Below are 15196 nucleotides of genomic sequence, written 5' to 3'. Positions count from 1 at the left end.
GTCTTTTTGCTTTTCACCTATCTGATTTTTAGTGATTACCACCAGATGATCGAAGTAAAGGTGATAATCGTCAGAAGAGCGACAGCTGCTCCCCCGTACATCATTAATGCAACCATATCATGCCCTTTGTTTTTCATATGCATGAAATAGTAAAGCTGGAAAGCGACCTGCACGATAGCAAGGATGATCAGCGTAGGAATAATGAAATAGGAATTCACTTCCATGACGACCATACCAAAGGCAATCAGCGTAAACAGGATCATTAAAGCAAAGGTCAGGACCTGGTGCTTCATTTCCTCTTTATGCTGCTGCTTCTCATATTCCACTTTGTGCATCGGTTTGGATTGTGTTTGATCAGCCATCCGTTAACCCACCTTTCCCATAAGGTATACAACGGTGAAGATGAACACCCATACGACGTCAATGAAGTGCCAGTATAGGCTGGCGATATAATACTTCGGAGCGTTGTACAGGTTCAGTCCTCTCTTCCGGTTCCGGAGAAGAAGAGCCGTAATCCAGCTGAGTCCGAACAATACGTGTCCGCCGTGGAAACCAACAAGCGTATAGAATGCGGATCCAAACGCTGAAGAACGGAACGTGAATCCATACTCATGGATGTAATGGTAGAACTCATAAATCTCACATCCAAGAAACGCGAGACCGAGAAAGACCGTAATGGCAAGCCACGTCTGCATCTTGCTGAAATTATGGTTTTTCATATGGTACATCGCATAAACGCTGGTCAATGAGCTTGTAAGGAGAAGCATCGTCATGATGAACACAAGTTCCAGGCCGAACAGGTGGTCAGGTGTATTCTCCCCCTGTGTGGATCCATTCAGAGCGAGATAGGTACCGAAAAGACTCGCGAAAAGCACCGTTTCTCCTCCAAGAAAGAACCAAAAGCCCAGAAATTTATTTTTTCCTTCAAGGGTGGCCTTTTCTGGATCATGGGGCATATGCTTCGGATTTAGAACGTCTTCATGACTCATTATCTGCCCACCCCTTTCTTAATATCTTCTTCCAGTTCTTCTTTATGAATATGATGGCCGAGATCGTCTTTCAGTGAGCGGATCAGCATAGAACCAAGCGTGATTCCCATACCTGCAAAGACGGCGATAAGCCATGCTGGATCATCAACCTGGTAGATGAATCCAAATCCTGCGATGAACAGCCCGAGAGAAATCGTAAATGGAAGAATTGAAGCGTTAGGCATATGAATATCCCCCAGCGGTTCTGCCGGTGTCATGCCTTCTTTTCCATCCATTTTTTCCACCCATAGCGGATCAAGACCACGTACAAGTGGTGTTTGAACGAAGTTGTAGTGCGGCGGTGGTGACGGAATGGACCATTCGAGCGTACGGCCGTTCCAAGGATCACCGCTGACCTTTTTCTCTTTTACAGACGTGTACACAACGTTAATCAGGAAGATGACTGTACCAATAGCCATCAGGAATGCACCAATCGTACTGATTAAGTTTCCTGCATCGAGACCCTGTCCCTCCAGGAAGACCCAGTAACGACGCGGCATTCCCATAAGACCAAGGAAGTGCTGGATAAAGAACGTCAGATGGAAACCGATGAAGAACGGCCAGAATGCCAATTTTCCAAGTTTCTCGTTCAGAACTTTACCAAACATTTTCGGCCACCAGTAGTGAAGGGATGCAAATATACCGAAGACGACCCCTCCGACGATAACGTAGTGGAAGTGTCCAACAACGAAATACGTATCGTGATACTGATAGTCCGCTGCTGCGGCCGCAAGCATAACCCCTGTCATTCCTCCAATTGTAAATGACGGGATAAAAGCGATGGACCAGAGCATGGCGGAGGTCATTTTAATCTGACCGCCCCACATCGTAAACAGCCAGTTAAAGATTTTAATTCCTGTAGGTACGGCAATGGCCATCGTTGCTACAGCAAAGATGGAGTTGGCAATCGGTCCCATCCCGACCGTAAACATATGGTGAGCCCATACCATGAATCCAAGGAACCCGATCAGGACTGTCGCAAATACCATAGCGGAATAACCGAACAGGCGTTTCTTGGAAAAGTTGGAGAAAATATCACTGAATGCTCCGAATAACGGAAGAATTAAAATGTATACTTCCGGGTGTCCGAAAATCCAGAAAAGGTGTTCCCAGATAATAACGTTACCACCGAGACCGACATCAAAGAATGCAGATCCGAACATCCGGTCAAACATCATGAGGAACAAACCGACCGTCAAAGCCGGGAAAGCAAATAAAATCAATGTGCTGGTTACGAACGTAGACCATGTGAACAGCGGCATACGCATATAAGTCATCCCGGGCGCTCTCATATTGACGATGGTTACAAGGAAGTTAATCCCCCCGATTAACGTCCCTGCCCCTGAGATCTGCAGCCCCATGACATAGTAGTCCACGCCGTGTCCCGGGGAGGATGTTGAGAGCGGTGCATAGTTGGTCCATCCCGCATCCGGCGCCCCTCCTGTAAACCAGGAAACATTTAACAGAAGACCCCCGAACAAAAACAGCCAGAAGCCGAGTGAGTTCAGGAATGGAAAGGCAACGTCCCTTGCCCCTATCTGCAGAGGGACGACCGCATTCATTAGAGCAAATATAAGCGGCATAGCTGCCAGAAAGATCATTGTTGTTCCATGCATCGTAATCATTTCATTATAGAGTCCAGCTGAGATGAAATTGTTATCCGGTTTCATCAGCTGAATACGAATTAACATGGCTTCAAGTCCGCCGATTAAGAAAAACAATCCGCCGGCTACCAAATATAAGTGGGCTATTTTTTTGTGGTCAACCGTAGTTAAGTAATCCCAAATCGCAGCGCCGAGCCCACGCTTTTGTGCTGTTGCAGTACTCACGCTTTAACCTCCCTTTTCAACCTCTTTCTCAAAACTTATTCGCTTGCTTCAATGACAGGAACGTCCTGACCGACATCCGAATGCTGCAGCTCCAGCAGATAGTCAGCGATCTTATCAGCCTCTTCCTCTGTCACGAGCTCTGCAGGCATTTGGTTGCCCGGCTTAATTTCATCAGGGTGCACGATCCAGTCTTTCAGGTTTTCTTTTGTAGGCTCAAGAATACCGGCGATTTTGGAACGGTTTCCAAAGTTGGCCAGGTTGGGGCCTACCCCCGCAGAACCTCCGCCGATGGCATGGCAGCTCATACAGTTGTTGTTGAACAATTCCTGCCCTTCCTGAGCTGAAGCGGTTTCAGGTTCGGCTTCAGGATCCACATTTTTCATATCCTCCACCCACTGGTCATATTGGTCAGGACTGACCGCTACGACTTTAAAGTACATCAATGAATGGGAAGGACCGCACAATTCTGCACAGAACCCTTCATAAACCCCTTCTTCATAAGCTTCTAAGTACATCGTGTTCGTGTTTTCACCAGGGTTGGTGTCCATCTTACCAGAAATAGCAGGAACCCAGAATGAATGGATCACATCGCTGGATTTCATGTTTAAGTATACCCTTTCATTTGTAGGTATATAGAGTTCCTGGCTCGTTGAAATTTCCTGGTCGGCGTATGTAAACTGCCACCAATACTGATTCCCTGTTACATCGATCGTCAGTGTCCCTTCATCATCCTGGGAAGATTGATCCGCAAGATCAAACGTTGCCTGAACCGTAGGGATTGCAAGTACAAGCAGGAGAATAATTGGAATGACTGTCCAGATCACTTCCAACGCCTTGTTTCCTTCCGTCTGCTTTGGAATCCTGTCTTCCTGTCCTTTTTTCTCCCGGAATCGGAATAGAACGAAAGCATAGATTGCCATGACGATAACAAAGACAAAAATCATAATTGCAATGCTGATCATCATTAGATCAAATAATAATTCCGATCCGTAGCCCTTTGGTTTTAAAGCGCTAACATTTTCAATACCACAACCGGTAAGAATCAGTGTCAGTGCACCAAAGAGTATTAACGAACGGAATTTTCCCATCCAACCTCTCATCTGAAATACCTCTCTTTCTTTTGTCATGCATGATTTATTTAATAACCGACCCCCGGAGCGGGGGTCAGTTCATTAAAATGGGAAAGGCAGTGTCACGATTACCATCATAAAAAACAGGATGGTCATATAATTCAAAGAATAAACAAACATCCATGTGGCCCATTTATCATCATTCTTCATAAAGAAACCGGCTATACCCAGGGCCAGCCAGCCAAAGGATAAAAGGAAAGCTGTGACAAGAAAAACAGGACCCAGAGATGCCAGATATACCGGCAGGGGCAGGAGACATGCGACGTAGACGACGATCTGACGCTTTGTCATCTTAAACCCGTGTACAACAGGCAGCATCGGAATACCCGCAGCTTTATATTCTTCTTTTTTCTTCATGGCAAGCGCCAGGAAGTGAGGCGTCTGCCAGATGAACATAATCAGAAATAGAATCAGGGCTTCAAGCTGAAGGCCCGGATCCACCGCAGCCCAGCCGATCAGCGGCGGGACAGCGCCGGAAAAACTTCCGATCACCGTGTTGATCGTGTATCGGCGTTTTGACCACATCGTATAAAGGACGACGTAGACAAACCATCCGAACGCCCCCCATAATGCTGCCTGCCATGTAGTGAAAAGCAGAACAACAAACCCCAGTATGGAGAGAGCGATTCCCATATTTTTAATTACAGGCAGTGATATGGAGCCTGTAACGGTGGGACGCGTTTGAGTTCTCGACATGATCGGATCGATGTCCCGATCATACCAGTTGTTAATAACACAGCCACCCGCTATCACCAGAGCGGTACCAAGCATCGTTAACAGGAAAGTGACCCACTGGTCTGTGAATGGAGTGCCTGTAAAATATAAGGCCAGCCAGAACCCTGTAAACGCGGTAATCAAATTAGAGTTAATAATACCAACTTTGATTAAACTTTTTATATCAGCTAACAAAGTAGTTTCCTGGGTTTTTGTTTGGATCATTTCTGTAGAAGCAGATTCGACTGTTCTTGGATTGTCCATCGTTTATCTTCCTCCTTCTACTTCCCCTGATTCATCATTGTAACAAGTTCATGACGAAACAGGAGATGTTTCCGTCCTTGCACGTATCCCAGTGACAAGAAACATCAAAATAATTGTATCATGTAATGTTTTTTCTATCTATTTAAACCGGATAATTTTATGAATTTGTGACAAATTTGTGAAACCTGTCCTCCTCCCTCTTAGTATCTACCACGCCCGCTTATTTCCACTCCCTTTCCGGAGTGTTGACGACGTTCATTGAAATGTTCAGCTGAAATTTCGTCTGCCTGCCAGCCTGTTGTACATGAAGTTGCATTCAATCTGTCATACGGTTGTAAATTCCGCTCCGTCTATTTTACATGACCGTATCGGGAACATGGACCATCAGGAGTGAACGTTCTATGACAAAAATGTCCTTTTCTATCAGTCTGCCCTGATAACTGAATGTTCCTACATGCTTCCGCTCAAATATAAAGGGAAATTCCTGCACTATAAAAAAACCTGCCTGTGTGCTCTTTAAGAACACACAGGCAGGGTACCGGGATTTATTGCTTATCCAGCCGCCGGTTATCCGTTGAATCCTTCTTATTCAAACTCAATCAAAAGGTCGCCTACATGAAGGGCTGCATGATTATTGACGAAGATGTCTTTGATCACTCCATCAAAAGGAGCCTGAACGGTGGTTTCCATTTTCATAGCTTCCGTGATCATCAAATGGTCGCCTTTGTTCACCTTTTCCCCTTTACTGGATAAAACTTTAATCACCGTGCCGGGCATTGTCGCACCGATATGCTTCTGATTTGTTTTATCTGCTTTTGGACGCTCCTGGACAGCCGCTTTTACATTTTCGTCTTTGATGACGACCTCCCGGGGCTGGCCATTGAGCTCAAAGTATACCGTCCTCGTTCCGTCGACCTGAGGTTCACCTACCGAAACAAGTTTTACGATCAAGGTTTTCCCCTGCTCGATTTCGACTTCGATCTCCTCCCCGAGTCTCATTCCATAAAGGAAGGACGGCGTATCGAGCATAGACATATCTCCATACTGGTCTCTGAATTTTTGATGATCCATAAATACCTTCGGATACAACGCATAGCTGATCATATCAAAGCTTGTCACCTGTCTGTCCAGAGAGTGGAAGAGTGTTTCCTTTAAATTATTGAAGTCGACCGGCTCCAGTAGTTCGCCCGGACGTACTTGGATAGGTTCTCTTCCTTTCAAAATGATCCGCTGTAATTCAGCCGGAAACCCTCCATAAGGCTGACCGAGGTATCCTTGGAAAAATTCAATGACGCTGTCCGGAAAATCAAGGGACTCCCCTTTTTCATAAGTGTCATCTTCATTCAATTCATTCTGTACCATATAAAGAGCCATGTCTCCTACGATTTTGGAGGATGGTGTGACTTTAACAATGTCGCCGAACATATCATTCACCCGGCGGTACATGCTCTTCACTTCGTCCCAGCGCTCACCAAGACCGACAGCTTTTGCCTGCTGTTGAAGGTTGCTGTACTGCCCTCCCGGCATTTCGTGTTCATACACCTCAGTATGTGGAGCATTCATGCCACTCTCAAAATCCTGATAATATTTTCTAGTGTCTTCCCAGTAATGGCCAAGCTTCTCGTAAGATTCGATATTCAGCTCAGGCTTACGCTCATGCCCCTCCAGTGCGTAGTAGAGGCTGTTGGCACTCGGCTGTGAAGTAAGGCCGGCCATTGAACCTGCAGCAACATCAACGACATCCACGCCTGCATCAACAGCTTTACTGTAGGTGAGCAGTCCATTGCCGCTGGTGTCATGTGTATGAAGATGAATCGGAATATCTACGGTTTCCTTCAGTGTGGAAATCAGCTGATAGGCGGCTTCCGGTTTTAACAGCCCCGCCATGTCCTTAATTCCGAGGATGTGGGCACCAGCCTCTTCCAGTTCCTCCGCCAGCTTTTTATAATAGGCCAGGTCATATTTTTGTCTTCCTGTATCAAGGATGTCACCGGTATAGCACATGGCCGCTTCTGCCACTTTACCGGATTCCCGAACCGCATTGATTGTCAGCTTCATCCCTTCCACCCAGTTCAGGGAATCGAAAATCCGGAAGACATCAATCCCCGCGGATGCACTCTTATCCACGAACTCACGGATCAGGTTATCCGGATAATTTTTATAACCTACTGCATTGGATGAGCGGAGAAGCATTTGGAACAGCACGTTCGGGGCTTTGGCTCTCAGCTTCAACAGTCTTTCCCACGGGTCTTCATTCAAAAATCGGTAGGATACATCAAAAGTTGCGCCTCCCCACATCTCAAGCGAAAACAAATCCGGCAGCAGACGTGCCGTCGGTTCCGCAATATTTTCCAGATCTTTTGTACGGACACGAGTAGCCAGCAGAGATTGATGCGCGTCACGGAAGGTGGTGTCGGTCAGAAGTACTTGCTTTTGACTTTTCAACCATGCGGCGAGGCCTTCTGGTCCCTGCTCATCAAGAATCTGTTTCGTCCCGCCGGGCATCCGTTCAGAATGATTGATCACAGGGATGCGCGGCTTAGGGAACACCGGCTTCTTCCTGTTTCCATACCCTTCAAATCCATTAATTGTCCTGTCCGCGATATACGTGAGCATCTTCGTCCCACGGTCTTTCCGCTTAGGAAATACAAAAAGTTCCGGAGACCTGTCGATGAACGTCGTATTATACTCTCCTGATAGAAACTGCTTGTGCTGCACAACATTTTCCAGAAAAGGGATGTTCGTTTTAATCCCGCGGATTCTGAATTCCTTCAGGTTCCGCAGCATTTTATGGGCCGCCTGATCAAAGCTCAGCGCCCACGTAGACAGCTTCACGAGCAGGGAGTCATAATACGGGGAAATAACCGCTCCCTGAAATCCATTGCCCGCATCAAGACGCACACCGAAACCTCCACCTGAACGGTAAGCCATAATTTTTCCGGTATCGGGCATGAAATTATTGAGCGGGTCTTCTGTTGTAACCCTTGATTGGATAGCAAAACCATGGGTGCGGATCTCTTCCTGCTTCGGAATTCCTATAGGGCTGCTGTGCAGACTGCGGCCTTCCGCCACCATGATCTGAGTCTGGACGATATCCACTCCTGTGATCATCTCCGTAATGGTATGCTCAACCTGGACACGCGGATTCACTTCAATAAAGAAGAACTCTTCATCTGTCACTAAAAACTCAACTGTTCCGGCGTTGATATAAGAAACGTTTTCCATTAACTTGACAGCTGCCTGACAAATCTCTTCCCTGAGCTGGTCACTCAAGTTCACACTCGGAGCAATTTCTACGACTTTCTGATGACGTCTCTGCACCGAGCAGTCCCGTTCATATAAATGAACGATATTTCCTTCGCGGTCTCCGATGATCTGCACCTCGATATGCTTGGGTTCCTCAATCAGCTTTTCAACGTAGACTTCATCACTTCCAAAAGCTGCTCTCGCTTCCGAACGGGCACGGTCATACGACTCGTCCAGTGTTTCAGCACTTCGGACCACCCTCATTCCCCGGCCGCCACCGCCCATAGCCGCTTTAATCATAAGGGGGAAACCATGCCTGGCTCCGAAATCGTGAATTTCCTTCAATCCAGTCACTGGTCCATCACTGCCCGGGATCACCGGTATGCCTGCCTGAACAGCCTGATCCCTTGCTTTCACCTTATCCCCGAACATATTTAAATGGGTACTGGTCGGACCGATGAAAACGATCCCTTCTTCTTCACAACGTCTGGCAAACTGAATATTTTCAGATAGAAAACCATAGCCCGGATGAATGGCATCCACGCCGACACTTTTGGCAATATCGATCATGCCTTCAATATCAAGGTACGCATCAATCGGCTTTTTTCCTGCCCCGACAAGGTAAGCCTCATCAGCTTTATAACGGTGATAGGAACCGGTGTCTTCCTGGGAATACACCGCTACTGTACGGATATTAAGCTCTGTACACGCTCTGAATACACGGATGGCGATCTCTCCACGGTTCGCTACAAGTACTTTACTGATCTTCTTTGTCTCTGTCATTTTCCCACTCCCTCTATGTACGTAAAATCTTTTTCTCCGCTTACCTAGATTCTCTATACTGTGGCAAAATTCCTTCAAATCTGACAATTTTACATTTAACCTGACTAGAAGCTTCCGTTCCATTTAAGAGAAGACATAAAAAAAGCCCAAACTACAACAGGATCTGTCGCAATTTGAGCTTTATGTTATGACTTCTGGGCAGCTTCGTGCAGAACGTTCAGCTGCTTTTCCAAGTTATCCAGTAAATCTTTACCTTCTACTTCGCTGATTAAATTCAAGCGAACTGCGAAATGTATTTCACGGGATAATCCAAACATCTGTGTATCTAAAACTTCTTCATATAGTGGACACTGGGGCATTGTGAGATTATCCATTTGGACTTTAATCAGTCTTAATATTTTATCAGCGTCAGCTTTCAGAAGGGCATAGGCTTTTTCTCGATGATCCACAGCCACATCAGACAACATTGAAATCCCCTCCATTACACAAGTCTTTCTTCTCACTATATTATCGTTTCGGCGTGAAAATTGCAACATTGGAATGGACGCCGCCTAGAAGATGGAGAGGTCATATCGATTGGACAATGTTTCCAGAAGCTTCAAACCTATGACGCTGTTTCCTTTTTCATCCAGGCTTGGACCATAGACAGCTATTCCTCCGAAATTATTCAGAGAAGCCAGCACCGATCCGGAGACACCGCTTTTGGCAGGAATTCCAACTTTAATGGCAAAGGACCCGGAAGCATCGTACATCCCGCATGTGACCATAAAAGTTTTACAGATACGGGCAAGATGTTTCGGAATGATCCGGCGTCCCGAAGAAATGTCCCGCCCTTCATTGGCAAGCAGAGCCCCGATCCGTGCAAGCTGACAGACGTTGACTTCAATCGCACATTGTTTTGTATAAGCATCGAGCGTTTCCTCTACACTGCCGGTCACGATTTGGTGCTGTTTCATATAAAACAACAGAGAACGGTTCAAAAAGGCCGTTTCGAATTCTGAACTTGCCACTTCTTCGTTGTAGCGGATGCTGTGATCATCGGTTAAATCATGAACAAAGCTCAATAGACGGCCTACTTTTTCATCAGGTGTCGCCCCGTGAATCATATTGGTCACAGCAAGCGCTCCGGCATTGATCATCGGATTCAACGGCTTGGAGGGGATCTGCTCCAGTCTGTAAATGGAGTGGAACGGATCTCCAGTCGGCTCCATTCCCACTCTGTCGAACACATACTCCTCCCCATTGTCCATTAGCGCCAGGGCCAGGGAGATGACTTTTGATATGCTTTGAAGCGTAAACCGGACTTCTGTCCGTCCCGCTTCTACCGTGTCCCCGTCCTGGTAATGGATGGCAACGGCCAGGTCTTCAGGATTCTGTCTTCCCAGTGCAGGGATATAATCGGCCACCTGGCCATCGTAGGCGTAGGGACGGACATTTTCAAGCCACTCATTTAATACTTGTTCGGAAATATCTTTAATCAAAGAAAAGAGCCTCCTTTAATGAAATCGAATTCATTATCTGCTATGATTTTGGATGGATGATTCTTACTATTTTGAAAGGTGGCTTCAGCCATGATTGTTCAACTAACTGGAAAAGTAAAATTCCCGATTACTTTAGACCCCACCGTATGGATTTTTGATGACCGCAAATTAACATTTACTGAAGCATTTGAAGGGGGATCCCCGGAAACCTCCCCTGAGGAGGAAGATGAAATGAAACGGAAATCCCTCCGCTTCGACAGAGAAGTTTACCAGCAGAAACTGAATCCACCTGTAAATAAAAGCATCAACCGGTACGAAAAACAGAGAATTATGAACGGCACTTTCCTAATGCCCCTTCTCCCTTTCCTGCAAACCAGTGAGCCTTCCGCGGATTCGAAAAAAGCGGCGCTCGTTTCTGATCAGGGAGAAGAAATCATCCATGCCGATGATTTAAAAGATGCCCTGCTTTTATTTGCTGAAAACGGAAAACCTTTACAGACGGAGGGCCCTGTTCACCTATACTTCGGTGATGGATCCAACCGCGAAACTCCTGTCAAAGGAATAAAGAAAATCATCTTTCAGTAAAGACGAAGGACGGCTGCCTGCAGCTGTCCTTTTTGTATATTATCTCTCCTCAGACACAGACTATAAGTAAAAAAAAGTGGTGGTTTCCTTTGAACAAGTTCCTATTGATAGCTGTTTTCCTACTTCTGAGTGCCTGTCAGCAGGGTGATAATGAACAATCCCTCCTGGAAGAAAAGCAGAGCGATCCAAAGTACAAATACGTATCTGATTCCGATCCCATTGAGAAAAAGACACTGACAAGTGAAGAAGCAGCCGAGCATTTAGCCGGGCTGGCTGTACAAGTTCCGGATGTCCATGATGCGACTGCTGTCGTCCTCGGTGATTATGTAGCGGTCGGCATTGATGTAGACAAAGACCTCGACCGGGCCAGAGTTGGTGTTATTAAATATTCAGTTGCTGAAGCGCTGAAAAATGATCCTTACGGAAAGCAGGCCGCCGTATTTGCGGATGCTGATGTCGTCGAACGCCTCAGGGGGATCGGGGACAAAGCCTCTCAAGGACACCCAATCGGGGCCTTGACCGATGAACTCAGTCAGATTATTGCCCGGTACATGCCTGAAGGTCCTATAAATGAAGAACCGGAGTCCAATGGCAGCCAGGACTCCATTCCGGAAAAAGAACAGAAGCAGCTGGATCAAATAGAGAAGGAACAATCGCATTCGGATTAGTACAGAAAAACAGCTAAATCCTAAAAAGGATTTAGCTGTTACTTTTTTCCAAAATTTCTCTTTCTTTTTCCGTCAGTTCATTATAGTACTGAACTCCGAACTGGGATCCCTCATTTACCATTTTAGAGTTTTCTAAGTCAGCGGTTTCCGGTTTGCCCGCTTCTTCGATCGGCATATCGTCACCTTTTTTCAGGCGGCTTTGAAGGGAACCTGCCTTGTCCTTCACTTTCTGTCTGTTGTCACCGTCTTTAAGAAAATAGGCAACCACCCCGCCGGCCACGGCGCCTGCTGCTGTAACCATCCAGCGTTTTCTCACTATTATCATCCTTTCCATGACTTCTATAATAACAGTTCCCAAACCCAGTTCCGTTAAAACGTGGAAACTCCATCTATTTCTAAATTTTCACATGTGTTACACTAGAGGCAACCGTACTAAGTAAATAGAGGTGAGTATATGCGTGTCCAATGCGTAATTTGTGATCATATTGAAGAAATAGACAGCTACTGTCTTCAGGCGAAACGGTTAAGAAACCGGAGGATCAACACGTATATGTGTCAGCCATGTCATGAGCGGATAGCTGAAAATACGAAAAAAAGACTGGCCACCGGTGATTTCAAATTCCACCGCGAGCGTAAAAGAGAAAAACATTTAAGTTAACGATAAAAAACCCGGCTTATGAATGAAGCCGGGTTTTTCCCGTTTTACGATTCTCCCTGATGCCTGGCCGAACGCTCCCTGTGCAGTCTCACCCTGTATATACCAAGAATTAATGCGGCTGCAAGCAGACTTTCTGGTACGGGCAGATTCAGTCCCAGAATCAACGTCAACACGAATGTACCGATAATAAGGACGGCATAAACAACAATGGTCTTCAGCAAAGGGAGCTTCTTTGCAAATCCCAGTTTGAAGGTAATGACCGTTAAAATGACAGTCGTTAAGTATAACAGCATAAATGAGCGAAACAACATCGTTACTTCGCTTTCATCATTTAAGTTCACTTCGCTTCCAAGCCCGCGGAAGAAAAAGTCGGCCACCGGCCATAAATCCGTCGGTACTGGAAGTGTCGATGTATCCTGCATGATGTTCCTCCTCAAGAGATCCTGTCCTTTTCTCTATATTACTAGAAAAGAGACTGGGTTGCTACCCGTGAAACCATTTTCATCCGTGTTCAAATCCGATATACTGGTATCGAATAGAGGTGATTCAAAAATTATGGTGAACAATGCAATGCTTGCTGTTCTTGTCATTTTAAGTTTCGTTTTTGTCGGATTCGCCATCGGCCAGAATTTGTTCTGGCTGGCCGGACTCCTCTTCTTCTCCGGCTTTGCTCTCATGAGCGTCGGTCTCCGCCGCAAAAGAAGACGGGATGAAGTTCATGCCGATTAATTCATCCGCACACAAAACAAGCGACCTTTTCCCAAGGTCGCTTTTGTTCTATCTTTTCAGTTGTACATAATCATTGATGATTTCATCATGAATGTTGGACCGGCAGGCAAGCACGGTTGTTTTATTTAATAAATCCAGTTCTTCTTTGTCTGCACGGGTAACGATTCCACCTACTTCGCGGACGAGGATACTACCTGCTGCATAATCCCACGGCATCAGCGTCATCGTTAAATATCCATCGAGAATACCTTCAGCCACGAATGCAAGTTCAAGAGCGGCAGACCCGTAAGAACGCGTGCTTCTAAGCGTCTTCACAAGCTCCTCCACCCCTTTATGTTCTATAAATGGGTTTTCAGGAATGAGCCAGGTTGTATTCAAAGCGAGAATCGACTGCTTTAACGGACGGTCTTTGCTGAGCTGTGGAAGCTGCACATCGTTTTTCCATGCCCCTTCCCCTCGTTTCGCTGTGTAAAGAGTCCCTTCCATGACGTTATAAATAAAGCCGATTTCCCCTATACCATCTACGTAAATGCCGATGGATATAGCGAAATTGCGTTTTTGGTGGACGAAGTTCATCGTGCCGTCAATAGGGTCCACAATCCAGACGGTCCCTCCGATGTCTTCCAGTTCATCCCCAAAACCTTCTTCTCCAAGCAGATAATGATCCGGGTAGGCATTTTTAATTTTCTCTGCGAAAAATTGTTCCGTCTGCTGATCCATTTCTGTTACAAGGTCATTCGGATTGGATTTTGTTTCAATGGATCGGGGGGCATCAATCTTTGATTTGATCCGCTCGCCCGCTTCCAGTATCCATGCTTTAGCTTGATCGAACACTTCATTCTTTGTCTGTTGATCCATAGCATCGTACCCCTTTTATCAGTCTCACCTTTAATCGTACCAAATGCAGGCAACAAATGCATGCTTGATCCCCTTCCATCACAAATCTTTCACGCTTCCTGCCATTGGTAGAGGGAGGCCCGCGGTACAGGATTCACCCCTTTACAGGGAAGGAACACAAAAAAAACAGGCAACTCTATCGCTGCCTGGTTCTAGATCGACCATTCAATCAATTGTTTACGAAGTTCAGTCAGACGCCTTTTTGTCTTTGACATCTGCTCGGCGTCTCCTGCAATCATGGCATCATGCAGGGTGACCAGTTCATAATCAATCTCCATACGGATTACCGGGAGCTTCTCTTCAGCTTCTCTCTTACGCAACGCTTCCATTACATGTTTCATTGCAATCCCTCCCTTTTAAATCCTTACCTTATATATATGTGGCTTTAACGACAGAAGTTTCATTTAGATTACTTATATGTAACCCATTTTTCACGCCTTCAAACCAGTCAAACACATCCCTTAGTAACTTTGTCGAATTGTGTTAAACTATTATGGAAGAAATGGTAGGAGATGATAGTTTGACGACTTTTACAGGTTTTAAACAAGAAGACTTTGACGTATTTTCCATTCCCGGACTGGAAAATCGAATGGAAGCTCTGCGGGAAAGGATCTCCCCTAAACTTGAAGCGGCAGCACAGGAACTTTCAGCGGATGTTACAGCTATGACAGGCGATGAAATGTTTGTCCACGTCGCCAGGCATGCCCGTCGCAAAACCAATCCGCCAAACGATACGTGGGCCGCTCTTGCCTCCAGTAAACGCGGCTATAAAAAACTTCCCCACTTCCAGATCGGCTTGTGGGAAACCCACGTATTTGTATGGTTTGCCGTCATTTATGAAAGTCCAATCAAAGTAGACTTCGCTTCCAAGCTGGAAGAAAATAAAGAGGATATCCTTTCGCACATTCCAGAGGATTTTGTGTGGTCTGTCGATCATACGAAGCCCGAAGCGGCCCCTCACAGCGATGTGGACGACGAGACATTCTCCAAAATGACGGAACGGTTGAAAACCGTCAAGAAAGCCGAGATCCTTTGTGGACGTCAGCTTCAGCGTGGAGATGACCGATTGAAGGATCCTGAGGCATTCATTGAATTCTGCCGGGAGACATTCCAGACGCTGGAGCCTTTGTATCGTTTTACGAAACAACTGGAAGAAAAGTAAGAGACACACGTCTGACGTGTGT

The 15196-nt window shown here is 46.0% G+C and carries 17 protein-coding genes; 5 read left to right on the top strand and 12 right to left on the bottom strand.

Annotated features, from left to right (window positions below; genetic code table 11):
- Nucleotides 1-35 precede the first annotated feature (35 nt).
- From ctaF to glsA, 8 genes are all read right to left on the bottom strand, one after another.
- On the bottom strand, nucleotides 36-362 hold the full coding sequence (ctaF, locus tag ACXAGL_RS16400) for a cytochrome c oxidase subunit IVB (protein WP_027954078.1): 327 nt from the start codon (nucleotides 360-362) through the stop codon (nucleotides 36-38).
- Nucleotides 363-365: 3 nt separating this feature from the next.
- Nucleotides 366-989 (bottom strand): cytochrome (ubi)quinol oxidase subunit III, encoded by a 624-nt coding sequence (locus ACXAGL_RS16395; RefSeq protein WP_474968398.1) that lies wholly within the window; start codon nucleotides 987-989, stop codon nucleotides 366-368.
- Entirely contained in the window at nucleotides 989-2857 is a 1869-nt protein-coding gene (gene ctaD / locus ACXAGL_RS16390) for a cytochrome c oxidase subunit I (protein ID WP_474968397.1), read from the bottom strand. The genes ACXAGL_RS16395 and ctaD overlap by 1 nt, the downstream gene beginning before the upstream one ends.
- Before the next feature lie 35 nt (nucleotides 2858-2892).
- Nucleotides 2893-3957, bottom strand: coding sequence for a cytochrome c oxidase subunit II (coxB, locus tag ACXAGL_RS16385; RefSeq protein ID WP_474971521.1), 1065 nt, complete (start codon nucleotides 3955-3957; stop codon nucleotides 2893-2895).
- Between the two features lie 72 nt (nucleotides 3958-4029).
- Entirely contained in the window at nucleotides 4030-4965 is a 936-nt protein-coding gene (gene cyoE / locus ACXAGL_RS16380) for a heme o synthase (RefSeq protein WP_474991828.1), read from the bottom strand.
- A gap of 585 nt (nucleotides 4966-5550) precedes the next feature.
- Complete coding sequence (gene pyc, locus ACXAGL_RS16375; protein ID WP_474991827.1) at nucleotides 5551-8994, bottom strand: pyruvate carboxylase; 3444 nt, start codon at nucleotides 8992-8994, stop codon at nucleotides 5551-5553.
- 185 nt (nucleotides 8995-9179) lie between these two features.
- Nucleotides 9180-9461 carry an Fpa/YlaN family protein gene (locus tag ACXAGL_RS16370; RefSeq protein WP_027954072.1) on the bottom strand — a complete coding sequence of 94 codons (282 nt, stop codon included), beginning with the start codon at nucleotides 9459-9461 and terminating at the stop codon, nucleotides 9180-9182.
- An 84-nt stretch (nucleotides 9462-9545) separates the two neighbouring features.
- On the bottom strand, nucleotides 9546-10475 hold the full coding sequence (gene glsA / locus ACXAGL_RS16365; RefSeq protein ID WP_474991825.1) for a glutaminase A: 930 nt from the start codon (nucleotides 10473-10475) through the stop codon (nucleotides 9546-9548).
- Between the two features lie 90 nt (nucleotides 10476-10565).
- On the opposite strand from glsA, the gene ACXAGL_RS16360 reads away from it, so the two are divergent.
- On the top strand, nucleotides 10566-11060 hold the full coding sequence (locus ACXAGL_RS16360) for a hypothetical protein (RefSeq protein ID WP_474968392.1): 495 nt from the start codon (nucleotides 10566-10568) through the stop codon (nucleotides 11058-11060).
- Between the two features lie 89 nt (nucleotides 11061-11149).
- Nucleotides 11150-11728 carry a YhcN/YlaJ family sporulation lipoprotein gene (locus tag ACXAGL_RS16355; protein WP_474971526.1) on the top strand — a complete coding sequence of 193 codons (579 nt, stop codon included), beginning with the start codon at nucleotides 11150-11152 and terminating at the stop codon, nucleotides 11726-11728.
- A gap of 31 nt (nucleotides 11729-11759) precedes the next feature.
- Here the strand turns inward: ACXAGL_RS16355 and ACXAGL_RS16350 are convergent, their stop codons facing one another.
- The gene (locus tag ACXAGL_RS16350) at nucleotides 11760-12053 is read right to left on the bottom strand and encodes a hypothetical protein (RefSeq protein ID WP_474991823.1); all 294 of its coding nucleotides are present in this window, start codon (nucleotides 12051-12053) and stop codon (nucleotides 11760-11762) included.
- A 129-nt stretch (nucleotides 12054-12182) separates the two neighbouring features.
- On the opposite strand from ACXAGL_RS16350, the gene ACXAGL_RS16345 reads away from it, so the two are divergent.
- Nucleotides 12183-12386, top strand: a complete 204-nt coding sequence (locus ACXAGL_RS16345) for a YlaI family protein (RefSeq protein WP_474991821.1) — start codon at nucleotides 12183-12185, stop codon at nucleotides 12384-12386.
- Nucleotides 12387-12430: 44 nt separating this feature from the next.
- Here ACXAGL_RS16345 and ACXAGL_RS16340 read toward each other — a convergent pair whose 3' ends face one another.
- Nucleotides 12431-12808: a YlaH-like family protein gene (locus ACXAGL_RS16340; RefSeq protein WP_474968389.1), complete on the bottom strand. Its 378-nt coding sequence runs from the start codon at nucleotides 12806-12808 to the stop codon at nucleotides 12431-12433.
- 133 nt (nucleotides 12809-12941) lie between these two features.
- On the opposite strand from ACXAGL_RS16340, the gene ACXAGL_RS16335 reads away from it, so the two are divergent.
- Nucleotides 12942-13115, top strand: a complete 174-nt coding sequence (locus ACXAGL_RS16335; RefSeq protein WP_474968388.1) for a DUF5325 family protein — start codon at nucleotides 12942-12944, stop codon at nucleotides 13113-13115.
- A 48-nt stretch (nucleotides 13116-13163) separates the two neighbouring features.
- Here ACXAGL_RS16335 and ACXAGL_RS16330 read toward each other — a convergent pair whose 3' ends face one another.
- Both ACXAGL_RS16330 and ACXAGL_RS16325 read right to left on the bottom strand, forming a co-directional pair.
- Nucleotides 13164-13973 (bottom strand): inositol monophosphatase family protein, encoded by an 810-nt coding sequence (locus ACXAGL_RS16330; RefSeq protein ID WP_474968387.1) that lies wholly within the window; start codon nucleotides 13971-13973, stop codon nucleotides 13164-13166.
- A 191-nt stretch (nucleotides 13974-14164) separates the two neighbouring features.
- The gene (locus tag ACXAGL_RS16325) at nucleotides 14165-14353 is read right to left on the bottom strand and encodes a hypothetical protein (RefSeq protein ID WP_474968386.1); all 189 of its coding nucleotides are present in this window, start codon (nucleotides 14351-14353) and stop codon (nucleotides 14165-14167) included.
- 179 nt (nucleotides 14354-14532) lie between these two features.
- Here ACXAGL_RS16325 and ACXAGL_RS16320 point away from each other — a divergent pair, with 179 nt between their 5' ends.
- Nucleotides 14533-15174, top strand: coding sequence for a YktB family protein (locus tag ACXAGL_RS16320; RefSeq protein ID WP_474968385.1), 642 nt, complete (start codon nucleotides 14533-14535; stop codon nucleotides 15172-15174).
- Nucleotides 15175-15196: the final 22 nt, after the last annotated feature.

It is taken from the genome of Halobacillus sp. ABA4_118, from assembly GCF_056160205.1.
The sequence above is the reverse complement of the archived record's forward strand: the minus strand, read 5'-3'. Positions and strand labels throughout refer to the sequence as shown.